At 73.4% G+C, this 21,702-nt stretch carries 19 protein-coding genes; 16 read left to right on the forward strand and 3 right to left on the reverse strand.

Going from position 1 to position 21,702, the window contains the following annotated elements:
* The first annotated feature begins 10 nt into the window (after positions 1-10).
* Genes LPC08_RS04785 through LPC08_RS04795 form a run of 3 tightly spaced genes read left to right on the forward strand, consistent with a single transcriptional unit; the run spans position 11 to position 2,552 of the window.
* Positions 11-736 (forward strand): GntR family transcriptional regulator, encoded by a 726-nt coding sequence (locus LPC08_RS04785; protein WP_230451594.1) that lies wholly within the window; start codon positions 11-13, stop codon positions 734-736.
* Between the two features lie 3 nt (positions 737-739).
* Positions 740-1,501: an SDR family NAD(P)-dependent oxidoreductase gene (locus tag LPC08_RS04790; protein WP_230451595.1), complete on the forward strand. Its 762-nt coding sequence runs from the start codon at positions 740-742 to the stop codon at positions 1,499-1,501.
* 46 nt (positions 1,502-1,547) lie between these two features.
* The gene (locus LPC08_RS04795; protein ID WP_230451596.1) at positions 1,548-2,552 is read left to right on the forward strand and encodes a Bug family tripartite tricarboxylate transporter substrate binding protein; all 1,005 of its coding nucleotides are present in this window, start codon (positions 1,548-1,550) and stop codon (positions 2,550-2,552) included.
* Between the two features lie 30 nt (positions 2,553-2,582).
* Here LPC08_RS04795 and LPC08_RS04800 read toward each other — a convergent pair whose 3' ends face one another.
* Positions 2,583-3,548, reverse strand: a complete 966-nt coding sequence (locus tag LPC08_RS04800) for a 2-hydroxyacid dehydrogenase (RefSeq protein WP_230451597.1) — start codon at positions 3,546-3,548, stop codon at positions 2,583-2,585.
* 151 nt (positions 3,549-3,699) lie between these two features.
* Here LPC08_RS04800 and LPC08_RS04805 point away from each other — a divergent pair, with 151 nt between their 5' ends.
* On the forward strand, positions 3,700-4,488 hold the full coding sequence (locus tag LPC08_RS04805) for an SDR family oxidoreductase (RefSeq protein ID WP_304622063.1): 789 nt from the start codon (positions 3,700-3,702) through the stop codon (positions 4,486-4,488).
* Positions 4,489-4,930: 442 nt separating this feature from the next.
* On the opposite strand, the gene LPC08_RS04810 is transcribed toward LPC08_RS04805, so the two are convergent.
* Positions 4,931-5,521: a hemerythrin domain-containing protein gene (locus LPC08_RS04810; protein ID WP_230451598.1), complete on the reverse strand. Its 591-nt coding sequence runs from the start codon at positions 5,519-5,521 to the stop codon at positions 4,931-4,933.
* A 152-nt stretch (positions 5,522-5,673) separates the two neighbouring features.
* On the opposite strand from LPC08_RS04810, the gene hemN reads away from it, so the two are divergent.
* The 10 genes from hemN to LPC08_RS04860 all read left to right on the forward strand — a co-directional run bounded on the left by hemN (position 5,674) and on the right by LPC08_RS04860 (position 17,800).
* Complete coding sequence (gene hemN / locus LPC08_RS04815) at positions 5,674-7,035, forward strand: oxygen-independent coproporphyrinogen III oxidase (RefSeq protein WP_230451599.1); 1,362 nt, start codon at positions 5,674-5,676, stop codon at positions 7,033-7,035.
* 109 nt (positions 7,036-7,144) lie between these two features.
* Positions 7,145-7,801, forward strand: a complete 657-nt coding sequence (locus LPC08_RS04820; protein ID WP_230451600.1) for an OmpW/AlkL family protein — start codon at positions 7,145-7,147, stop codon at positions 7,799-7,801.
* Between the two features lie 220 nt (positions 7,802-8,021).
* On the forward strand, positions 8,022-8,534 hold the full coding sequence (locus LPC08_RS04825) for a (2Fe-2S)-binding protein (RefSeq protein ID WP_230451601.1): 513 nt from the start codon (positions 8,022-8,024) through the stop codon (positions 8,532-8,534).
* Positions 8,531-9,550: an FAD binding domain-containing protein gene (locus LPC08_RS04830; RefSeq protein WP_230451602.1), complete on the forward strand. Its 1,020-nt coding sequence runs from the start codon at positions 8,531-8,533 to the stop codon at positions 9,548-9,550. The genes LPC08_RS04825 and LPC08_RS04830 overlap by 4 nt, the downstream gene beginning before the upstream one ends.
* Before the next feature lie 12 nt (positions 9,551-9,562).
* On the forward strand, positions 9,563-11,812 hold the full coding sequence (locus tag LPC08_RS04835; protein ID WP_370643297.1) for a xanthine dehydrogenase family protein molybdopterin-binding subunit: 2,250 nt from the start codon (positions 9,563-9,565) through the stop codon (positions 11,810-11,812).
* Positions 11,813-11,882: 70 nt separating this feature from the next.
* Positions 11,883-13,916 carry an NAD(+) synthase gene (locus tag LPC08_RS04840; RefSeq protein ID WP_230451603.1) on the forward strand — a complete coding sequence of 678 codons (2,034 nt, stop codon included), beginning with the start codon at positions 11,883-11,885 and terminating at the stop codon, positions 13,914-13,916.
* A gap of 73 nt (positions 13,917-13,989) precedes the next feature.
* A complete protein-coding gene (locus LPC08_RS04845) occupies positions 13,990-14,598 on the forward strand; it encodes a cysteine hydrolase family protein (protein WP_230451604.1) in 609 nt (202 codons plus the stop codon).
* 46 nt (positions 14,599-14,644) lie between these two features.
* Complete coding sequence (locus LPC08_RS04850) at positions 14,645-15,376, forward strand: TetR/AcrR family transcriptional regulator C-terminal domain-containing protein (RefSeq protein ID WP_230451605.1); 732 nt, start codon at positions 14,645-14,647, stop codon at positions 15,374-15,376.
* A 54-nt stretch (positions 15,377-15,430) separates the two neighbouring features.
* Entirely contained in the window at positions 15,431-16,741 is a 1,311-nt protein-coding gene (locus LPC08_RS04855; protein ID WP_230451606.1) for an aspartate aminotransferase family protein, read from the forward strand.
* Positions 16,742-16,747: 6 nt separating this feature from the next.
* On the forward strand, positions 16,748-17,800 hold the full coding sequence (locus LPC08_RS04860; protein WP_230451607.1) for a phosphotriesterase family protein: 1,053 nt from the start codon (positions 16,748-16,750) through the stop codon (positions 17,798-17,800).
* 434 nt (positions 17,801-18,234) lie between these two features.
* On the opposite strand, the gene LPC08_RS04865 is transcribed toward LPC08_RS04860, so the two are convergent.
* Positions 18,235-19,509 (reverse strand): AmpG family muropeptide MFS transporter, encoded by a 1,275-nt coding sequence (locus LPC08_RS04865; RefSeq protein WP_370643298.1) that lies wholly within the window; start codon positions 19,507-19,509, stop codon positions 18,235-18,237.
* A 110-nt stretch (positions 19,510-19,619) separates the two neighbouring features.
* Here LPC08_RS04865 and LPC08_RS04870 point away from each other — a divergent pair, with 110 nt between their 5' ends.
* Both LPC08_RS04870 and LPC08_RS04875 read left to right on the forward strand, forming a co-directional pair.
* Positions 19,620-20,195: a Yip1 family protein gene (locus LPC08_RS04870; protein ID WP_230451608.1), complete on the forward strand. Its 576-nt coding sequence runs from the start codon at positions 19,620-19,622 to the stop codon at positions 20,193-20,195.
* Positions 20,196-20,334: 139 nt separating this feature from the next.
* Positions 20,335-21,696 carry an amidase gene (locus LPC08_RS04875; protein ID WP_230451609.1) on the forward strand — a complete coding sequence of 454 codons (1,362 nt, stop codon included), beginning with the start codon at positions 20,335-20,337 and terminating at the stop codon, positions 21,694-21,696.
* Positions 21,697-21,702: the final 6 nt, after the last annotated feature.

Raw genomic sequence — 21,702 nt, forward strand, 5'->3', positions numbered from 1 at the left:
GCGTGCCGGGATGCAGGAGCTCGCCCGCGAGGACCCCGGCCACGACGATGACGAGCTCCGGGTCGCCGGGCGCGTCGCCACCGTCCGCGCGGTGGTCGAGGACCGGCTCCGCGCCGCCATCATGCGCGGCCGCTTCCGCCCCGGTCAGCGCCTGCCGGAACGCGAGCTCTGCGCCCTGACCGGCGTGGGCCGCACCTCGGTGCGGGAGGCGCTGCGGCAGCTGGAGGCGGAGGGGCTGGTGGTGGTGGTGCCGCACCGCGGCCCCGCGGTCGCCGCCATCACCCCGCAGGAGGCGCGCGACCTCTATGCCGTGCGCAGCGTCCTGGAGGGATTCGCCGGCCGCGGCTGCGCCGAGCGGGCGCGGCCGGAGCACCGCGCCGCCCTCTCGGCGGCGATGGCGGCGATCGAGCGCGCCGGCGCCACCGGGGACGACCTGGGCGTGATGCGCGCCACCGCCGCCTTCTACGCCGCGCTGCTGGACGGGCACGGCAACGAGGCGCTGCGGCGCAGCCTGGGCACGCTGCACAACCAGCTCAACCTGCTGCGCTTCGGCTCGGTGCAGTGGCCGGGACGGCTGCCGCGCTCCATCGCCGAGCTGCGCGCGATCCACGACGCGGTGCTGGCCCGCGACCCCGACGCCGCCGAGGCCGCCTGCCTCCGGCATATGCGGGAGGCGGCCGAGGCGGCGCAGGAGATGCTGGCGGCCCCGCCGCCGGATGTACGGGAGGCTGTCTGAACCATGCGGCTGGATTTCTCGAACCAGGTCGTGGCCGTCACCGGGGCGGGCACCGGCTTCGGCCGGGCCATCGCGCGGTCCTTCGCCGCGCTCGGGGCCCGGGTCTTCGCCACCGACGTGAAGGCGGAGGGGCTGGCGGAGACCGCCGCGGGGCAGGCGGGCATCGCCACCGCGGTGGTGGACCTGACCGACCGCGCCGCGGCCGCCGCCTGGATCGCGGCGGTGGAGCGGGAGGCCGGGGCGCCGGTGGCGGTGCTGGTGAACAATGCCGGCGGCACGCTGTTCCAGACCTTCCGCCCGATCGACGAGGTGGCGGATGCCGACTGGGACCGCATCTTCGCGGTGAACGTGGATGCGACCTTCGTGCTCTGCCGCGCCGCGGCGCCGGGGATGAAGCGGGCCGGCCGGGGGCGGATCGTCAACATCAGCTCGACCGCCGCGCTGAAGGCCTCGCGCACCCGGATCCAGGCCTATGCCTCCGCCAAGCACGCGGTGATCGGCCTGACGCGCCAGTTGGCGCAGGAACTCGGCCCCCACGGCATCACCGTGAACAGCGTCGCGCCGGGGCTGATCCTGACCGACGAGGAGAAGCGGGCGGAGTGGGAGGGGGGCGGCCAAGCGCGCCGCGACGCCACCCTGGCCGCCATCCCGCTGGGCCATCTGGGCGAGGCGCAGGACATCGCCGATGCGGTGCTGTTCTTCGCCTCGCCGCTCGCCAAGTTCGTCTCGGGGCAGGTGCTGCCGGTCAATGGCGGCTCCTTCTGATGCCCGGACGCCGAAGCCCCGTTCTTCCTGCCGGAGCCTGCCCGCCATGACCGATGCCTCCACCACGCCCGGCCGCCTGCCGCGCCGCGGTCTCCTCCTCGCCGGCGGGGGGCTGCTGGCCGCGCCGGCGCTGCACGCCCAGCCCGCCTGGCCGACCCGGCCGATCCGCATGGTCGTGCCCTTCGCCACCGGCGGCGGTACGGATGTGACGATGCGGCTGCTCGGCCCGAAGCTGGGCGAGATCCTCGGCCAGCCGGTGGTGATCGAGAACCGCCCCGGCGGCGGCAGTACGGTGGGCACCGACTACGTCGCCAAGTCGGCGCCGGACGGCAGCACCTTCGTCCTCGCTACCCTCTCCTCGACCGGGGTGGCGAAGGGACTCTACGCCAACCTCTCCTACGACCCGGTGAAGGACCTCACCGCGATCGCGCCCACGGTCTTCATCCCGATCTGCCTGGGCGTCACCACCAAGGGGATCGATGCGCGCGACGCCGCCGCCTTCATTGCCCTGCTGAAGGCCAATCCCAACCGCTTCCAGTACGGCAGCAGCGGCGTCGGCTCGACCGGGCACATCGCCAACGCCAACTTCCTGCGCGCCACGGGGACGCAGGCGGAGCACGTGCCGTACCGCGGCGGCGGCCAGGTCTTCTCCGCCCTGCTGGCGGGCGAGATCCAGTTCACCCACGACATCCCCAGCCTGCTCAAGCCCTATCACGATGCCGGGCAGGCGCGGGTGCTGTTCATCGCCGCAGACCGGCGCTCCACCCTGCTGCCGGACGTGCCGACCCTCGCGGAGGCCGGGGTGCCGGACTACAAGGCCTATTCCTGGTACGGCATCTTCGGCCCGGCGGGCACGCCGCGCCCGATCGTCGAGCGCATGGCGGCGGCGATTGAGCAGGCGCTGAACGACCCGACGATCAAGGCCCGGCTGGACGAGCTGGGGACGCCGGCCATGACCGGCTACACCCCCGACCGCTTCGCCCGCTACGTGGCCGAGGAGATCGACACCTGGGTGCCGCTGGTCCGGGCCTCCGGCGCCCGGGTGGAGTAGCGCGGGCGCCGGGTCGCGCGGCCCGGCTGTTCAGGCGACGCGGTGGGGCGGCTCCTCGCCCCGCCGCAGCAGCGCGTCCAGGTTGTCCAGGCACCGGAAGCCCATGGCGTCGCGCGTCTCCTCCGTCGCGCTGCCCAGATGCGGCAGCAGGGTGACGTTGGGCGCGTTGTGGTAGCCCTCGAAGATCTTCGGCTCGCCGGCGAAGACGTCCAGCCCGGCCGCGCGCAGGTGCCCCGAATGCAGCGCCGCGCAGAGGGCCGCGTCGTCCACCGTCGTGCCGCGCCCGGTGTTCACCACGATGCTGCCCGGCCGCAGCAGGGTGATGCGCCCGGCATCGAGCCAGCCCTTCGTCGCCTCGCCGCCGGGGATGTGCATGGACAGGATGTCGATGGCGCCGAGGAAGTCCTCGTCGCTGTCGTGGTAGATCGCGCCGCGCTCCTCGGCGGCGGGGAGCCGGCTGCGGTTGCGGTAGTGGATCTCCATCCCGAAGCCGCGCGCCATGTGGGCCAGGGTCTGGCCGATCCGCCCCATGCCCAGCACGCCGAGCCTCTTGCCCTCCAGCGTCACGCCCATCAGCTGGGTCGGCGTCCAGCCCGTCCAGGCGCGGTCGCGCAGCATCCGCTCCGCCTCGCCCGCGCGCCGGGCGCACATCAGGATCAGCGTCATCGCGATCTCGGCGGTGGCGGCGTTCAGCACGTCGGGCGTGTTGGTCACGGCGATGCCGCGCGCCTTCGCCGCCTCCAGCGCGATGTGGTCGGTGCCGACGCTGAAGGTGGCGAGGATGCGCACGCTTGCGGGAAGCTGGCGGATCGCATTGGCGCCGAGCGGATCGCCGGCCGCGCAGAGGATGCCCGCCGCCCCCTCGGCCGCCCGCGCCAGCTCCGCGGCGGTGAAGGGGGTGTCGTCCTGGCGCAGCCGGGCGTCGTAGTCGCGCGCGGCGCGTGCCTCCACGGCCGGCGGGAAGCGGCGGGTCAGCAGGATGGTCGGCTTGGTCATGGGGTCCCTCCCGGTTCGGCGGCGCAGGATGGCGAGGCGCCGCCGCCTTGCCCAGGGGCCCCGGAGGGCGCACCCCCGTCCGGGGCGGGTTGCCAGCCGGCCGCCCGGGGGCCAGCCTCCCGGCCCATTTCACGTCAGGAGTGCAGGGGCGATGGATCTCGGGTTGCAGGGCAAGCGGGCGCTGGTCATGGGCGCGTCCAAGGGGCTGGGCCGTTCGGTGGCGGAGGCGCTGGCGGCCGAGGGGGTCGCGCTCACCATCTCCGGCCGGGAACAGGCCAGCCTGGATGCCGCCTGCGCGGCGCTGAAGGGACTCGGCGCGCCCAAGGCGGTCGGCATCCCCGCCGACGTGGCCGAGGCGGCGCAGATGGATGCGCTGGTGGACGGCGCCCTGGCGGCGCTGGGCGGGGTGGACATCGTCCTGCTGAACCATGGCGGCCCGCCGCCGGGCACGGCGCTGTCGCTGACGGAGGAGGCGCTGCAGACCTGGTTCCGCCGCATCGTGCTCTCGCCGATCCAGGTGGCGAACCGGCTGCTGCCCGGCATGCGGGAGCGGAAGTGGGGCCGCATCCTGACCGTGGGCAGCACCGGCATGGAGCAGCCGATTCCCAACCTGGCGCTGTCGAACGTGCTGCGCGCCTCGATCGTCGGCTGGAACAAGACCCTGGCCTCCGAGGTGGCGGGCGAGGGCATCACCTGCAACATCATCGCGCCCGGCGCCTTCCGCACCGACCGCACCGTGGCGATCGCCAGGGCGCAGGGGGAGAAGACGGGCCAGACCGTCGAGGAGGTGGCCGCGGAGCGGTCGAAGACCATCCCCGCCGGCCGCTACGGCGAGCCGGACGAGTACGGGCCGATGGCGGCGTTCCTGGCTTCGGACCGCGCCGCCTACCTGACGGGCTGCATCCTGCGCATCGACGGCGGCGCGGTTCGCGCAGTCTGAGCACCGGATCGCCGGGAGCGGTGGCCCATCCGGACGGCGGAATGACCTGACCCGTCGTGCTGCGGTGTTCCTGCGGCGGCACCGGAAGGGGACGCCGTCCCCTCCCGGACCCTCCCCTGCCGGGGCCACAAGCAGGCCCCGGTCCCCGCTGGGAGTCTGGTGCTCCGTGGTGGGCGTCAACCTGCGGGCTGAACCCTGACGGAGTGCGGACAGGCGGGACTCTGAAAAAGTCTCATAGGCGCCAGCGAACGCGGACCCCGTGCCCGCCGAGGAGCATGGCTCCTCGGCGCCTTGACCCCGTATCAGGCTGTCCCGCGGCAGCGCTCATCGGGTCCAGGGCCCGCAGGGTCCTGGCGGAGTGGGGTTACGGGGGCGAGGCAGAGCCTTGCCCCCGGGCCACGGGCAGCATGCCGGCAGACGTCAAGGCATCACGCCGCGCGGATCAGGCCGCCGGCCCTGCGCCACCCGGCTCGGGGCGCCCGGCTCCGAGTCTCGCCGGGCCGGGGCTGAGGCAGGCGGCGAGGAGCCGCGTGGCGTCCGGCGGCAACCGGTGTCGCGCCAGGGTGATGAGGGACAGCTCCTCGAAGGCCAGCGCCCTGCGGCAGCCGTCGAAGAAGCAGCGCAGCATGTAGCCCAGCGCCGCCGCCCCGCCGGGCGGGCCGGAGGCGTCGGCCGCGTCCAGCACGGCGCCGAGGTCCTGGGCATGCAGCTCGTCGAGGGCGTGCTGGCTGGCGATCCGGTCCAGCAGCGCGTGGCCGAGGGGGTCCTCGCGCGCCTCGGGGAAGAGATCGTCCAGCACGGCCCGTTCCATCGCCTGGTGGCACGGCACCAGGGTCGCCAGTTGCCGTGCGATGCGGCCGCGCTCCTCGGCCGCCGGCAGGGCGGGCAGCCTGTCCGCCAGCCCTTCCAGCCGGTCGCAGAGCGCGCGCAGCCGGACATGGTCGGCCGAGAGCGCGGCGATGCCCGCCTCCGCCCGCGCCTTCCAGCCGAAATCGGGGCGCAGCACCTCGGCCCCCTCGTCGCCTCGCCTCATCCCCATCCGCGCCTCCTGGAGGCCGGCATAGCCGCCGGGGGGCGGCGGGGTCCTTGACCTCCATCAAGGGAAGGCCTCCGGGAAGGCTCCATCGGCGCGATGGCTTGCGTTGGATCAAGGCAGATGCGTCCGGGGCATGGTTACCCCTCCCCATGCCCGCGACCGATGCCTCTCCCTCCCGCCTGATGCTTGCCCTGGCCGAGGCGCGGGTGCCCCGCTACACCAGCTATCCCACCGCGGCGCAGTTCGGCCCGGTGGAGGAGGCGGACTACCGCGCCTGGCTGGCGGACGGGATCGGTGCCGGCGACACGCTGTCCCTCTACCTGCACGTGCCCTTCTGCCGCGATCTGTGCTGGTACTGCGCCTGCCACACCCGCCCGACCCGCTCGGCCGCCCGCCTGGAGGCCTATGCCGCGGCGCTGCGGGCGGAGGCGGCGCTGCTCTCGGCGAGCCTGCCGGACCATGCCGGGGTGTCCCACCTGCATCTCGGCGGCGGCACCCCCTCCATCCTGGGGCCCGCGGGGCTGCGCGACCTGATGGCGCTGCTGCGCGGGCGCTTCGGGCTGCGCCCGGACGCGGAGGTGGCCATCGAGCTGGACCCGCGCCACCTGGACGCCGCCACGGCGGAGGCCCTGGGCGAGCTGGGCTTCACCCGCGCCAGCCTTGGCGTGCAGGACATCGACCCGGCGGTGCAGGCGCGGATCGGCCGCCCGCAGCCCGCGGAGCTGGTCGAGGTGGCGGTGGAGCGGCTGCGGCGCGCGGGGATCGCCGGCATCAACATCGACCTGATGTACGGCCTGCCCGGCCAGACGGCGGAGCATGTGGAGCGCAGCGCGCGCTTCGCCGCCTCGCTCGGCGCCGACCGGCTGGCGGTCTTCGGCTATGCGCACGTCGCCTGGATGATGCCGCACCAGAAGGCGATCGACGAGTCGCTGCTGCCCGGCACGCTGGAGCGGCTGGAGCAGGCGGAGCGCGCGGAGGCGGTGCTGTGCGGCGCCGGCTACCGGGCGCTGGGGCTGGACCACTTCGCCCGGCCGGAGGACCCGCTGGCCCGCGCGGCGGAGGCGGGACGGCTGCGGCGCAACTTCCAGGGCTACACCACCGACGCGGCGCCGGTGCTGCTGGGGCTGGGCGCCTCGGCCATCGGCTCGCTGCCCGGCGGCATGGCGCAGAACCTGGTGGAGGAGCGCGCCTATGCCGCCGCCGTCGCGGCGGGCCGCCTGCCGGTCGCGCGCGGCGTCGCCGTCGGCGCCGGGGACCGGCTGCGCGCCAGGCTGATCGAGCGGGTGATGTGCGATTTCGCGCTCGACCTGCACGGCCTGCGGGACGCGGCGCCCGAGGTGCTGCGCGAGGCGATGCCACGGCTGGTGGCGCTGGAGGAAAGCGGCCTGCTGCGCCTGTCGAACGGGATGCTGCGTGTCACCGATGCGGGCCGCCGCTTCGTGCGGCAGGTCGCGGCCTGCTTCGACGCGCACACCGCGCCGGGGGCCCGCCGGCACTCCGCGGCGGTGTGACGCGGTGCGGCGAATCGCCCCGGCATGACCTGGATCAAGGCGATGGCGCCACGGGGCGCGTAGGAGGGTGGCGCAGCGGCGGGTTGCCGCCTGGACACAGAGATACGCGATGAACACGACCTTGAGGATGCTGTCGGCGGCTGCGGCGATGGCGGGGATGCTGGCCTTGCCGGCGGCCGCGCAGGACGATGCGCCGCGCGGCAAGCAGGCGGGCGACATCGTGCTGGGCTTCGGCGGCATCGTCGTGGCGCCGCAGGATGGCGGGCGGGTGAATGCCGTCGGCGGCCAGCCGCACGCGACCACCACCGCCACCGGCCAGCTCGACCTCACTTGGTTCGCCACGCCCAACCTGTCGCTGAACCTGATCGCCGCCACCACGCGGCACGACGTGCGGGTGAACGGGTCCGCCGTGGGCGACCTGCAGCTCGGCCGGGTCTGGGTGCTGCCGCCCACGCTGACCGCGCAGTTCCATCCGCTCCCCGCGTCGCGCTTCAGCCCCTATGTCGGCGTCGGCCTGAACTACACCGTCTTCTATGGCGAGGGCGGGACCCTGACCTCGCCGGTCAGCAAGGTGGACATCAAGGACGCCTGGGGCTGGGCGCTGAACGCCGGCCTGGACGTGGAGCTGACGCCGCGCTGGGTGTTCAACGTCGATGCCAAGAAGCTCTTCCTGCAGCCGCGCGTGTCGGTGAACAGCGGCGCGATCAATGCCCGGGCCGACCTGGACCCCTGGGTGATCGGGGCCGGCATCCGCTATCGCTTCTGATCCCTGGGCGCTTCGAATCCCCGGGCCGAGGGGCGCCGGCGGCGGTAAGGCCGCTGGCGCCGTCGTCCGCGGCCGCGCGTGACCGGCATTCGCCTCCGATGCGCCGGGCCGGTCCCGGCGACGAACTCTCCGTGAGCGGCGGTAACCCGCTGCCACCCTTCCGCCCATCCGGGCGTTCCGCTGTGCAGCCGCCTTCCAACCACAGCGGGATGCCCAGCCCATGCCCGATACCCATGTCCCCCTTGCGCCGGGGACGGCCGAGCCCGATGCCGGCCTTCCCGTCACCCTGACTGTCAACGGCGAGACCCGGCACCTCCGGATCGCGCCCTGGACCACGCTGCTGGACCTGCTGCGCGAGCAGCTGCACCTGACGGGCAGCAAGAAGGGCTGCGACCACGGGCAGTGCGGGGCCTGCACGGTGCTGGTGGATGGCAAGCGCATCAATTCCTGCCTGGCGCTGGCGGTGATGAAGGATGGCTGCTCGGTCACCACCGTCGAGGGGCTCGCCGGCCCGGACGGGACGCTGCACCCGCTGCAGGACGCCTTCATCGAGCACGATGCCTTCCAGTGCGGCTACTGCACGCCGGGCCAGCTCTGCTCGGCCGCGGGGCTGCTGGAGGAGGGGCGCGCGACCTCGCGGGAGGAGATCCGCGAGATGATGAGCGGCAACATCTGCCGCTGCGGCGCCTATCCGAACATCGTCGAGGCGATCGGGGAGGTCGTGGCGCGATGATCCGCTATTCCTATGCCCGGCCCGGCAGCCTGGAGGAAGCGGTCCGCGAGGCCGCCAGCCATCCGGAGGCGAAGTTCATCGCCGGGGGCACCAACCTCGTCGACCTGATGAAGTACGAGGTGGAGCGGCCGCGCCACCTGATCGACGTCACCCGCCTGCCGGGGCTGGACCGGATCGAGGAGACGCAGGCCGGCGGCCTGCGCATCGGCGCCCTGGTCAGCAACACCGCCGTGGCCTGGGACGAGAGGGTGGAGCGCCGCTACCCGCTGCTGTCCAGTGCCATCCTCGCCGGGGCATCGCCGCAGCTGCGCAACGCCGCCACGACCGGCGGTAACCTGCTGCAACGCACGCGCTGCTACTACTTCTACGACACGGCCACGCCCTGCAACAAGCGCGAGCCCGGCTCCGGCTGCCCGGCGATCGAGGGGGTGAACCGCATCCACGCCATCCTCGGCACCAGCGACCGCTGCATCGCGACCCACCCGTCCGACATGTGCGTCGCCCTGGCCGCGCTGGAGGCGGTGGTGCACGTGGCCGGGCCGCGGGGCGAGCGGGCCATCCCCTTCGCCGAGTTCCACCGCCTGCCCGGCGACACGCCGGAGGCGGACACCACCCTGGCGCGGGACGAGGTCGTGCTGGCGGTAGAGCTGCCGCCGGAGGGCTTCGCGGCGAACCACAGCTACCTGAAGCTGCGCGACCGCCTGTCCTATGCCTTCGCCCTGGTCTCCGTCGCGGCCGCGCTGGAGGTGGAGGGCGGCACGGTGAAGCGGGCGCGGCTGGCGCTGGGGGGCGTGGCCCACAAGCCCTGGCGGGACACCGGGGCGGAGGCGATGCTGGCCGGCCGGCCCGCCACGGCGGAGAGCTTCGCGGCGGTGGCCGATGCGGTCCTGGCCCCGGCCAGGGGCTACAAGGACAACGCCTTCAAGATCGACCTCGCGCGCCGGGCGATCCGGCGTGCGCTGGCGCAGGCCGCGGCCGGGACGCCGCAGTCCCAGACCGACAAGCGAATCGCCTGAGGAGCGCCGGACATGAACGAGATGAGCCCCGCCGGCCGGCACTTCGGCAGCCCGCGCAGCCGCGTGGACGGGAAGGCCAAGGTCACCGGCACGGCCCGCTATGCCGGCGAGTTCACCGCCCCCGACCTGCTGCACGGCTATGTCGTCTCCGGCGCCGTCGCCAAGGGAAAGATCGCCCGGATCGACACAGCCGCGGCGCTGGCCCTGCCCGGCGTGGTGCAGGTCTTCACCCATGAGAACCGGCCCCGCACCGCCTGGCTGGACCGCAACTACCGCGACGAGGTCGCGCCGCCGGGCGCGCCGTTCCGCCCGCTCTACGACGAGGCGATCCAGTACAGCGGCCAGCCGGTGGCGCTGGTGATCGGCGAAAGCTTCGAGGCCGCGCGCGACGGCGCCGCGCTGGTGCGGGTGGAGTACGTCACCGAGGCGCATGAGACGGATCTAGAGAAGGCGGCGGCGGCCGCCTACGAGCCGCCGAAGGCCCGTTCCGGCATCGCCCCGCCGCCCAAGCCGAAGGGGGATGCGGCGGCCGCCTTCGACGCGGCGCCACGCAAGCTGCGGGAGGAGTACAGCGTCGCGCCCGAGCATCACAACCCGATGGAGCCCCACGCCACCACCGTGGTCTGGGAGGGCGACGGCAAGATCACCGTCCACGACAAGATCCAGGGCGTGCTGAACACCCAGGGCTACGTCACCAAGGTCTTCGGCCTGTCCGCCGAGGATGTGCGCGTCGTGTCGCCCTTCGTCGGCGGCGGCTTCGGCAGCGGGCTGCGGCCGCAATACCAGCTCTTCCTGGCCGTGATGGCGGCGATGGAGCTGAAGCGCTCCGTCCGCGTGGTGCTGACGCGCGACCAGATGTTCACCTTCGGCTACCGCCCGCACGTGCTTCAGACGGTGGCGCTGGGCATGGAGCAGGACGGGACGCTGCAATCCATCCGGCACGAGGCGGTCTCCGGTACCTCCACCTACGAGGACTACCAGGAGGTCGTGGTCAACTGGTCCAACGGACTCTACCACTGCGACAATGTCGAGCTGCGCTACAGGCTGGCGAAGCTCGACACCGCCACGCCGATCGACATGCGCGCCCCGGGGGCGCCGCTGGGCCAGTTCGCCATGGAATCGGCGCTGGACGAGATGGCGCACGGGCTGGGGGTCGATCCCATCGAGCTCCGCCTGCGCAACTACGCCGAATCCGACGAGACGACGGGCAAGCACTTCACCAGCAAGGAGCTGCGCCGCGCCTACGAGCTGGGCGCCGAGCGCTTCGGCTGGGCAAAGCGCGACCCGAGGCCCCGCTCCATGCGGGAGGGGCGGGAGCTGGTCGGCTGGGGCATGGCCTCGGGCATGTGGGAGGCGATGATGCAGAAGACCAGCGCCCGCGCGGTGCTGGCCCTGGACGGCACGCTGGAGGTCGCCACCGCCACCGCCGATATCGGCACCGGGACCTACACCATCCTGGCGCAGATCGCCGCCGATGCGCTGGGCCTGCCGATGGAGAAGGTCAGCGTCAGGATCGGCGACAGCAGCCTGCCGATGTCGCCCATCGAGGGCGGGTCCTGGACGGCGGCCTCGGCCGGCTCGGCCGTGCAGGCGGCCTGCTTCGCCGTGCGGGAGCGCCTGTTCCGCGATGCCCGGCGGGTGGAGGGGTCGCCGCTTGCCAACACCCTGCTAGACCATGTCGCCTTCGCCGGCGACCGCATCGTGCTGGCCGCCGATCCCTCCCGCTTCGTCACCTTCGCCGACGCCATGCGCTCCGCCGGGGTGGAGCGGATCGAGCGGGAGGAGACGGCCAAGCCCAGCATGCTCACGCAGATGCGCTACGCGGGCTACACCCATTCCGCCGTCTTCGCCGAGGTGCGGGTGGACGAGGAATTGGGGGTGATCCGCGTGACCCGCATCGTCGACGCGGTGGCGGCGGGGAAGATCATCAACCCCAAGACCGCGCGGTCGCAGATCATCGGCGGCGTGGTCTTCGGCATCGGCATGGCGCTCGCGGAGGAGAGCCTGCTCGACCACCGGCTCGGCCGCTTCATGAACCACAACCTTGCCGAGTACCATGTGCCGGCCAATGCCGACATCCACGACATCGACGTGATCTTCGTCCCCGAGGAGGACGACAAGGTCAGCCCGATCGGCGTGAAGGGGCTGGGCGAGATCGGCATCTGCGGCACGGCGGCGGCCATCGCCAATGCCGTGTTCCACGCCACCGGCCGGCGCGTCCGGCACCTGCCCATCACGATCGACAAGCTCCTCGACGGCTGAGGGACCCCGGCGGGGGGAAGCAACCCCCCCGCTGGACCTCGTGGCGCGGAGGTTCCAGCCTGGGATGGCCATGAACTTCCATTCCCTCTACCGGCACGGCTTCGCCCGTGTCGCCGCCTGTACCCCCCGCTGCCTGCTGGCCGACCCGCTGGCCAATGCGCAGGGGGCGCTGGCCATGGCCACCGAGTGCCACGACAAGGGCGTGGCGGTAGCCGTCTTCCCGGAGCTGTCGCTCTCCGGCTACAGCATCGACGACCTGGTGCTGCAGGACGCCGTGCTGGACGCGGTGGAGGAGGCGGTCGGGCGGCTGGTGTCCCGGACGGAGCGGCTGCGGCCGCTGCTGCTGCTCGGCGCCCCGGTGCGGCACGAGGGCCGCGTCTACAACGCGGCGCTGGCGATCCAGGGCGGGCGGCTGCTGGGGGTGGTGCCCAAGATCCACCTGCCGAACTACCGCGAGTTCTACGAGCGCCGGTGGTACGCCTCCGGCGCGGGGACGGAGGGCGGCACCATCCGCCTGGCCGGGTTGACCGCCCCCTTCGGCCCGGACCAGCTCTTCGCCGCCGAGGACCTGCCCGGGCTGGTGGTGCATGCCGAGGTCTGCGAGGATCTCTGGGTTCCGGCGCCGCCGAGCGGGGAGGGGGCCCTGGCCGGGGCGACGGTGCTGGCCAACCTCTCCGCCAGCAACATCACCGTGGGCAAGGCCGAGACCCGGCGGCTGCTGTGCCTGTCACAATCGGCGCGCTGCCTCGCCGCCTATGTCTACGCCGCCGCGGGGGTGGGGGAGTCCACCACCGACCTGGCCTGGGACGGACAGGTCTCGATCTTCGAGAACGGGGCCATCCTGGCGGAGAGCGAGCGCTTCCCGCTCGGCGACCAGATGGTGCTGGCGGATGTGGACCTGGACCTGCTGCGGCAGGAGCGGGCGCGCCAGGGCACCTTCGACGACAACCGGCGCCTGCGGCCGCAGGCCTTCCGCCGCATCCCCTTCCGCCTGCGCCCGCCCGCCGAGGATCTGGGCCTGCTGCGCCCGATCGAGCGCTTCCCCTTCGTCCCGGCCGATCCCGAGCGGCTGAACCAGGATTGCTACGAGGCCTACAGCATCCAGGTCTCCGGCCTGGAGCAGCGCCTCGCCGTGACCAGCGGGAAGATCGTGATCGGCGTCTCGGGCGGACTCGACTCCACCCAGGCCCTGATCGTGGCGGCCAAGGCGATGGACCGGCTGCGCCGGCCGCGCACGGATATCCTCGGCTTCACCATGCCCGGCTTCGGCACCAGCGCCGGGACGAAGACCAACGCCCATGCGCTGATGGAATCGCTGGGCATCGACGCGCGGGAGCTGGATATCCGACCGGCGGCGCGGCAGATGCTGGCCGATCTCGGCCACCCCTTCGCCAGGGGCGAGCCGGTCTACGACGTCACCTTCGAGAACGTGCAGGCGGGGCTGCGCACCGACTACCTGTTCCGCGCCGCCAACCACCACGGCGGCATGGTCCTGGGCACGGGCGACCTGTCGGAGCTGGCGCTGGGCTGGTGCACCTATGGCGTCGGCGACCAGATGTCGCACTACAACGTCAATTCCGGCGTGCCGAAGACGCTGATCCAGCACCTGATCCGCTGGGTGATCGCCTCGGGCCAGTTCACCGGCCCGGTGAACGACACCCTCGCCGCCATCCTGGACACGGAGATCTCGCCCGAGCTGATCCCGGCCGATGCCGAGACCCAGGCGTTGCAGAGCACGGAGGCCAAGATCGGCCCCTATGCGCTGCAGGACTTCCACCTCTTCTACACGCTGCGCTACGGCTTCCGCCCGTCCAAGATCGCCTTCCTCGCCCTGCGCGCCTGGGGCGACGCCAGGGCCGGGCGCTGGCCGCCGCATTTCCCCGAGGAGCGGCGCAAGCAGTACGACCTGCCCACCATCCGCCACTGGCTGGAGCTGTTCCTGCGGCGCTACTTCGCCTTCAGCCAGTTCAAGCGCTCGGCCATGCCGAACGGGCCGAAGGTCTCGGGCGGCGGATCGCTCTCGCCGCGGGGCGACTGGCGCGCCCCCTCGGACGGCAATGCCAATGCCTGGCTGGAGGAGCTGCGCCGCAACGTGCCGGAATAGTGCGCCGATCCGGCCGGCCTCCGCCGCGGGGCGCGGCCGTTGCCGGCGCCGGGAAGCCGGGGAGGGAAGGGACATGGGCCAGGAGAGCCTGTCGGGACAGCCGCTGACGACGCGTTGCGCGCATCTGTGCATCGACATGCAGAACCTGTTCGCCGAGGCCACGGAATGGCAGGCGCCCTGGATGCGCCGTGTCCTGCCGGTGGTGGAGCGGCTGGTCGCCGCCCACCCGGACCGGACCGTCTTCACCCGCTTCATCCCCGCCGCGCAGCCGGGCGAGGGGCACGGCACCTGGCGCGGCTACTGGGAGCGCTGGCACCGCATGACGCGGGCTTCGCTGCCGCCGGGCATGATCGACCTGGTCCCGGCGCTCGCGCGCTTCGTGCCGCCCGCCCGGATCATCGACAAGAAGGTCTACTCCCCCTGGGTGCAGCCGGAGCTGGATGCGCTGTTGCAGGAGCGGGGGATCGACACCGTGATCGTCACGGGGGCCGAGACGGATGTCTGCGTCCTCGCCACGGTGCTGGGGGCGGTGGACCGCGGCTACCGGGTCGTGGTGCCGACCGATGCCATCTGCTCCTCGGCGGACGCGACCCACGACGCCATGCTGACCCTCTACCGCGACCGCTACGGGCAGCAGGTCCAGGCGGTGACGGCGGAGGAGGTGCTGCGCGCCTGGCGCTGATCCCCCCGCGGCTCGCCCGCCCCCGGGCCGCTGGTATAAGCCCCGCATGACGGAGATTCCGAAGCCCTCTGGCCGGCGCGGACGACCGCCCGCCTCCGCCGGACAGGGGCTGACGCGGGAGCGGGTCGTCGCGGCGGCCCTGGCCCTGCTGGACGAGCGGGGCCTGGAGGCCTTCTCGGTGCGCGACCTGGCGCGCTCCCTGGGCGTCTATCCCGCCGCGATCTACTGGCACGTCCCGAACCGCAACGCCCTGCTGGCCGCCATGGTGGCGGAGGTGCTGTCCGGCCTCGCCCCGCCGGCCGGGACGGCGCCCTGGCAGGAGTGGCTGCGCGCGCTGTTCCGCGGCTATCGCGGCGCCGTGCGGCGGCACCCGAACATCGCGCCGCTGATCGGGGCGCAACTCGTCTCCAACGCCAGCATCGACCTCGGCCTGATGGAGCGGCTGCTGGAGGTGCTGCGCGACGCCGGCTTCCGCGACCAGGGGCTGGTCGCCGCCTTCAACGTGGTGGTGGCGGCCCAGGTCGGCTTCGTGACGCTGGAATTCGCCCCCGCCCCGGCCGAGGATGCCCCGGCCTGGGAGGAGGGGATGCGCGCCCTGCTGGCCGGCGTCCGCCCGGACCGCTACCCGCTGCTGGCCGCGCACCTGCCGCGCATGGCGAACCGCTCCTTCACCCTGCGCTGGCAGAACGGCACCGCCATGCCGCTGGACGCGCATTTCGAGGCCTATGTGGACACGGTGATCGCCGGGCTGGAGCGACGGGCCGCCGAAGGCCGTTGACCCGCCGGGGCGGTGGGATTTATTGTCCAATGGTCAATTATACCGCGAGGTCGCATGGACGCGCTGCCGAACGCCCCCTCCCTCGACGCGGCGCTGGAGGAGGCGCGGGCCCGCTTCGTCGCTGCCAACCCGGCCTCCGCCCGGCAGCACGCCGAGGCGGAGGCGGTCATGCCCGGCGGCAACACCCGCAGCGTCCTGTTCTACGAACCCTTCCCCCTGGCCATGGCCCGCGGCGAGGGCTGCTGGCTCTGGGATGCGGACGGGCACCGCTACCTCGACCTGCTGGGCGAGTTCACGGCCGGGCTCTACGGCCACTCCAACCCGGTGATCCGCGCGGCCATCGGGCGGGCGCTGGACGGTGGCATCAACCTCGGCGGCCACAACCTCCTGGAGGCGCGGCTGGCGAAGCTGATCTGCGACCGCTTCCCGGCGATGGAGCAGCTGCGCTTCACCAACACCGGCACGGAATCCAACCTGATGGCCGTCGCGCTCGCCAAGGCGGCGACGGGCCGGCCGCGCATCCTGGTCTTCCAGGGGGCCTATCACGGCGGGGTGCTGAGCTTCGGCGCGGGCCCCTCGGCGGTGAACGTGCCGCACGAGGTCGTCATGGCCCCCTACAACGACACGGCGGCGGCCGAGCGGCTGATCGCGGAACAGGGCGACCGCCTCGCCGCCGTGCTGGTGGAGCCGATGCTGGGCGCGGGCGGCTGCATCCCAGCCGATCCGGAATTCCTGCACGCGCTGCGCGCCGCGACGCGGCGGACGGGGGCGCTGCTCATCCTCGACGAGGTGATGACGTCCCGCCTCTCGGCCGGCGGCCGGCAGGCGCTGCTGGGGCTGGAGCCCGACCTGACCACCCTGGGCAAGTACCTCGGCGGCGGGATGAGCTTCGGCGCCTTCGGCGGACGTGCCGATCTCATGGCCCTGTTCGACCCGCGCCGCCCCGGCGCGCTGGGCCATGCCGGGACCTTCAACAACAACGTCCTCAGCATGGCCGCCGGCATCGCCGGGCTGACGGAGATCTTCACGCCCGAGGCGGCGGCGGCGTTGACCGCGCGCGGCGAGGCGCTGCGGGCGCGCATCAACGCCCGCTGCGCCGCGCAGGGCGTGGCGATGCAGGCGAGCGGCATCGGCTCGCTGATGAACATCCACTTCACGGCGCGCCCGATCCGCAACCCGTCCGACGCTGCCTGCGACGGCCGCCTGCGCGACCTGTTCTTCTTCGACATGGTCGAGAGCGGCATCTACCTCGCCCGGCGCGGCCTGATCGCGCTGATGCTGCCGGTGGGGGATGCGGAGGAGGCACGCTTCCTGGCCGCGCTCGATGCCTTCATCGCCCGCCGCCAGCCCCATCTGATGGGCTGACGCGCCATGGCCCCCTTGTCCCGCGGGGCGCTGCGCGGCCGCGCCCAGACGGTCACCGGGCTGGTCGATCCCGCCGGCCTCGGCCCGACGCTGATGCACGAGCACCTGCAGATCGAGCTGAACTCGCCGCGCCTGCGCGCCGAGCCGGTCGGCGGCGACCTGCCCATGCCCGCCTGCGAGTGCTTCGACATCCGTTGGGGCTCGCTTTACCGGCCGCTGAACTTCCGGCTGAACGACAAGGACCTCGCCGAAGGCGAGCTGCGCCAGCTGCACGCGGCGGGCGGGCGCACCCTGGTCGACCTCACCGTGGGCGGGCTGGGGCCGAAGCCGCGGCGCCTCGCCGCGCTGTCGCGGGCGACCGGCGTGGCCATCGTCATGGGCAGCGGCCATTACGTCGAGGAGTACCAGGACCCGGCCAACGCCACCCGCGCGCCGGAGGATTTCGCGCGCGAGATCGTCGCGCAGATCACGGAAGGGGCCTGGGGCACCGACATCCGCGCCGGCATCATCGGCGAGATCGGCTGCCAGTCGCCCTGGACGGAGCAGGAGCGCCGGGTGATGCGCGGCGCGCTGCTGGCCCAGGCGGAAACCGGCGCCGCGCTGAACATCCATCCCGGCCGCCATCCCGACCAGCCGCAGGAGGTGGCGGAGTTCTGCCGCGCCGCCGGCGCGCCGATGGACCGGGTGATCATCAGCCATGTCGACCGCACCATCTTCGACGCCGACCGGCTGCTGCGCCTGGCCGACACCGGGGTGGTGATCGAGTTCGACCTCTTCGGCTGGGAGGAGAGCTTCTACTTCCCCAACCCGGAGATCGACATGCCGAACGACGGCGCCCGGCTCGCCTGGCTGCGGCTGCTGCGCGACCACGGGCATCTCGACCGCATCCTCATCAGCCAGGACATCTGCACGCGCTCCCGCCTCCTGGCCTATGGCGGCCACGGCTACGGCCACGTCTTCCGCAACGTGGTGCCCCTGATGCTCCGCCGCGGCTTCAGCCGGACGGAGGTGGACCGCATCCTGGTGGAGACGCCGCGCCGGCTGCTGACCTTCGTGTGACGCGGACCACCTCTCGCACCTTCGGTCGCCGGAGGAGAAAGGCGGCCGGGCGCGTGGCCTGGAGGGTGGGACGCCGCGATCCGTGCCGGCGTGGTGCCCGTGGCCTGGGGGCAAGGCGCTGCCTCGCCCCCATACCCCCACTCCGCCAGGAGCAGAGCCCCTGGACCCGAGGGGCGCTGCCGCGCGGATGATTGCGACGGGGTCGAGGTGCCGAGGAGCCATGCTCCTCGGCGGGTACGGCCGCCGCCCTATGCGTTTTTTCAGAGTCCCGCCTGTCCACGCACCGTCAGGGTTCAGCCCGGAGGCTGGCGGCAACCGCACAGCACCAAACTCCCAGCGGGGACCGGGGCCCGCTTGTGGCCCCGGCAGGGGAGGGTCCGTGGAGGGGACAGCGTCCCCTCCCGGTCCGCCGCCGGGGGGGGGAGGGCCTTAGCTCACGCCGCGCGCCCGGCCGCCTCCGCCGGTTCCGGCACCGGGGGCAGGCTGCGCAGGAGCCACAGCATCAGGCCCATGGCCGGCAGGGCGGCCGCCGTGGTCAGCAGGAAGAAGTTGGGCCAGCCCAGCGCCTCGGCCAGCCAGCCGGAGGTCGCGCCCAGGGTGCGCAGGGGGACGGCGGCCAGCGAGGAGAGCAGCGCGTACTGGGTGGCGGTGAAGGCCCGGCTGGTGAGGCCGCCGAGGTAGGTGAGGAAGGCGGCGTCGGCGAGTCCGTCGGTGAAGTTCTCGATCCCCACCTGGAGCCACAGCATCGGGACGTCGTGCCCGGCATGGTAGAGGGCGACGTACATCAGGTTGGACAGCATCTGGCCCAGCCCGGTCAGCACCAGCGCCTTCGCCACGCCGATGCGCCGGATCAGCCAGCCCCCCGCCAGCGCCCCGCCCAGCGTGGCGAAGAGGCCGAAGACGGAGCCGACCTGCGCCACCTCCAGGCGGGAGAAGCCGAGCTCCCGGTAGAAGGGCGTGGTCATCACCCCGGCCAGGGCCTCGCCCAGCTTGAACAGCGACACGAAGAGCAGGATGCCCAGCCAGCGCGGGCGGCGGGCGAAGTCGGCGAAGGGCTCGACCACCGCGGCCCGCATGCGCCGTGCCCAGGGCAGGCGGGTCGCCGGCGCCTCGGCCGGGGAGGGGGCCAGCACGGTGGCGGCGAATCCCACCAGCACCACCAGCGCGGCGCAGACGGCATAGGCGAGGGCCCATCCCCCCAGCTCGGCCAGGCCCAGCGCCCCGGCGCCGGAGACCAGCAGCGCCGCGCGGTAGCCCCAGACGTAGCAGGCAAGGCCGTAGCCCTGCTGCCGTTCCTCCAGCACCTCGATGCGGTAGGCGTCCACCACCACGTCCTGGCTGGCCGAGAGGAAGGCGACCAGCACCGCCACCGCCGCCGTCAGCCCGGGCGCCGTGGCCGGATCGGTCAGCCCCACCGCCAGGATGGCCAGCGCCAGCAGCGGCTGGATGGTGGCGAGCCAGCCGCGCCGGCGCCCCCAGCGGCGGAACAGCGGCGGCGTGCCCTGGTCCAGCAGCGGCGACCACAGGAACTTGCAGGAATAGGACAGGCCGATCAGCGCGGTCAGCCCGATCGCCGTCAGCGCCACGCCGGATTCGGCGAACCACTGGCGCAGGGTGAAGGCGGTCAGCGGCAGCGGCACCCCGGCGGAGAAGCCGAGGGCCAGCATGACCAGAAGGCGGCGGTCGATCGGGGGCAGGGTCAGGCGCACGCCCCCAACCTGCCGGAAGCCTCGCCCGCCCGGAAGCGGGTCCGCCCTTGCCGCGGCACATGGCGGCATCGCAGCATGCCCGGGCCGGAGGGCGGCAGGGGGACGGGGTCATGGACATCGTTGCGCGGGCCAAGGGGCTGATCCTCAGCCCGGCCACGGAGTGGCGCGTCATCGCGGCGGAGCCGGGCACGCCGGCCGAGGTCTTCCGCGCCTATGCCGTGCCGCTCTCGGCCGTGCCCGCGGTGGCGGGCTTCCTCGGCACCGTGCTGCTGGGCGGGGCGCTGGGCTGGCTGCATCCGGGGATGCGGGTCGGCCCGATCTCCGCGCTGTTCGGCGCGGTGGCCAGCTACCTGCTGGGGCTGCTGGGCGTCTTCGTCCTGGCGAAGCTGGTGGAGGCGCTGGCGCCCCGCTTCGGCGGCACCGCCGATCCGCTCCAGGCGATGAAGCTCGCCGCCTACTCGCCCACCGCCTCCTGGCTGGCGGGTGTCTTCGCGATCGTGCCGGTGCTGGGCTTCCTGGCGATCCTCGGCCTCTACAGCCTCTACATCCTCTGGGTCGGCATCCCGATCGTCGTGCGGGTGCCGGAGGAGCGTCGCCTGGCCTTCACCCTGGCGCTCATCGCCTGCGCCATCGTGGTGAACATCCTGCTCTCGGTGCTGGCGGGGCTGGTGCTGGTGGGCTTCTGATCCGCCGGCTTCCGGTCCGGCCGAAGGGGTGGGACGGCGGCGCGATCCTTGCTGGAATCCTCGCGCCGGGAAGCCGGGCGGGGCCGCGACGCCCCGAACGGGACCGTCCCGGCTCCGTCCGCATGCAGGAAGACTCCCGATGACGAGCGATACCCCCGACCGACCCCGCACCCGCCCCTTCCTGGCGCGGCGCGAGGCCTTCGCCACGGCCGGCGGCGACACCCCCCGCGCCTTCCTCGAGGCCTGCCTGGAAGCGGTCGAGCTCTGGGAGCCGAAGGTCGGCGCCTTCACCGTGCTGGATGCGGCGGGTGCCCGGCGCGCCGCGGACGCGGCCACGGAACGCTGGCGCGCCGGCCGCCCGCTCTCGCCCATCGACGGCATGCCGGTGGGGGTGAAGGACATCATCGACACCGCCGACATGCCGACGCAGATGGGCTCCACCCTGTACGACGGCTACGTGCCCCGCTTCGATGCGGCCAGCGTGCAGGGGCTGCGCGAATGCGGCGCGGTCATCCTGGGCAAGACCGTGACGACGGAGTTCGCCTCCTCCGAGCCGCGCGGCACCCGCAATCCCTGGGACCTGTCGCGCACGCCCGGCGGCAGCAGCAGCGGATCGGCCGCGGCCGTCGCCTGCGGCATGGTGGCCGGGGCGCTGGGAACCCAGGTGGTGGGCTCCATCATCCGCCCCTCCGCCTTCTGCGGCGTCCACGGCTTCAAGCCCGGGGTGGGTGGCATCAACCGCGGCGGCAGCCTGGACTTCCTGAGCCAGAGCACCACCGGCACCATCGGCGCCTCGCTGGCCGATACCTGGGTGATGGCCCGCGCCATCGCCGGCCGGGTCGGGGGCGATCCGGGCTATCCCGGCCTGGGCGGGCCGGAGGAGCTGCCCCCCGCCGCCGCGCCGCGGCGGCTCGCCCTGCTGGAGACGGCCGGCTGGCCGATCCTGCAGCCCGAGGCGCGCGCCGCGCTGGAGGTCGCGCTGGATCGCCTGCGCGCCGCCGGGGTGGAGATCCTGACCCGCGGCTCCTGCCCCGAGCTGGCGGCGCTGGAGGAGGCCACCGCCGAGGCGCGCGACATCACCCTGGGGATCAATGCCTGGGAATGGCGCTGGCCGCTCGGCTCCTTCGTCGCCCGTGACGCGGCGGGGCTGAGCCAGTCCGCCCGCGACCGCCACGCCCAGGGCGGCGCCATGACCCGCGCGGACTACCTGGCCCTGCTCGGCCGCCGGTCCGCGGCCCGCGCCGCCCATGCCGCCCTGGCCGCGCGCTGCGACGGCCTGGTCTCCGTCACCGCGCCCGGCGCGGCGCCGGAGGGGCTGGGCTCGACCGGGAACACCATCTTCGTGGTGCCGGGCTCCCTGCTCGGCGTGCCCGTGGTCACCCTGCCCGTGCTGCAGGCGGAGGCGGGCCTGCCCCTCGGCCTGCAGCTCCTGGGCGTGCCGGACGGCGAGGCCGCCCTGTTCGGCATGGCCGCCTGGGTGGAGGCGCTCTTCGCCGGCTGACGGCGG

Origin of the sequence: Roseomonas sp. OT10, assembly GCF_020991085.1 — a bacterium.
Classification (GTDB): Bacteria; Pseudomonadota; Alphaproteobacteria; order Acetobacterales; family Acetobacteraceae; genus Roseomonas; species Roseomonas cutis.

Coding starts and splice junctions, on each gene's coding strand:
- LPC08_RS04785 (WP_230451594.1), top strand. CDS start 11: ATGCAGGAGCTCGCCCGCGAGGACCCCGGCCACGACGATGACGAGCTC.
- LPC08_RS04790 (WP_230451595.1), top strand. CDS start 740: ATGCGGCTGGATTTCTCGAACCAGGTCGTGGCCGTCACCGGGGCGGGC.
- LPC08_RS04795 (WP_230451596.1), top strand. CDS start 1,548: ATGACCGATGCCTCCACCACGCCCGGCCGCCTGCCGCGCCGCGGTCTC.
- LPC08_RS04800 (WP_230451597.1), bottom strand. CDS start 3,548: ATGACCAAGCCGACCATCCTGCTGACCCGCCGCTTCCCGCCGGCCGTG.
- LPC08_RS04805 (WP_304622063.1), top strand. CDS start 3,700: ATGGATCTCGGGTTGCAGGGCAAGCGGGCGCTGGTCATGGGCGCGTCC.
- LPC08_RS04810 (WP_230451598.1), bottom strand. CDS start 5,521: ATGAGGCGAGGCGACGAGGGGGCCGAGGTGCTGCGCCCCGATTTCGGC.
- hemN (WP_230451599.1), top strand. CDS start 5,674: ATGCCCGCGACCGATGCCTCTCCCTCCCGCCTGATGCTTGCCCTGGCC.
- LPC08_RS04820 (WP_230451600.1), top strand. CDS start 7,145: ATGAACACGACCTTGAGGATGCTGTCGGCGGCTGCGGCGATGGCGGGG.
- LPC08_RS04825 (WP_230451601.1), top strand. CDS start 8,022: ATGCCCGATACCCATGTCCCCCTTGCGCCGGGGACGGCCGAGCCCGAT.
- LPC08_RS04830 (WP_230451602.1), top strand. CDS start 8,531: ATGATCCGCTATTCCTATGCCCGGCCCGGCAGCCTGGAGGAAGCGGTC.
- LPC08_RS04835 (WP_370643297.1), top strand. CDS start 9,563: ATGAACGAGATGAGCCCCGCCGGCCGGCACTTCGGCAGCCCGCGCAGC.
- LPC08_RS04840 (WP_230451603.1), top strand. CDS start 11,883: ATGAACTTCCATTCCCTCTACCGGCACGGCTTCGCCCGTGTCGCCGCC.
- LPC08_RS04845 (WP_230451604.1), top strand. CDS start 13,990: ATGGGCCAGGAGAGCCTGTCGGGACAGCCGCTGACGACGCGTTGCGCG.
- LPC08_RS04850 (WP_230451605.1), top strand. CDS start 14,645: ATGACGGAGATTCCGAAGCCCTCTGGCCGGCGCGGACGACCGCCCGCC.
- LPC08_RS04855 (WP_230451606.1), top strand. CDS start 15,431: ATGGACGCGCTGCCGAACGCCCCCTCCCTCGACGCGGCGCTGGAGGAG.
- LPC08_RS04860 (WP_230451607.1), top strand. CDS start 16,748: ATGGCCCCCTTGTCCCGCGGGGCGCTGCGCGGCCGCGCCCAGACGGTC.
- LPC08_RS04870 (WP_230451608.1), top strand. CDS start 19,620: ATGGACATCGTTGCGCGGGCCAAGGGGCTGATCCTCAGCCCGGCCACG.
- LPC08_RS04875 (WP_230451609.1), top strand. CDS start 20,335: ATGACGAGCGATACCCCCGACCGACCCCGCACCCGCCCCTTCCTGGCG.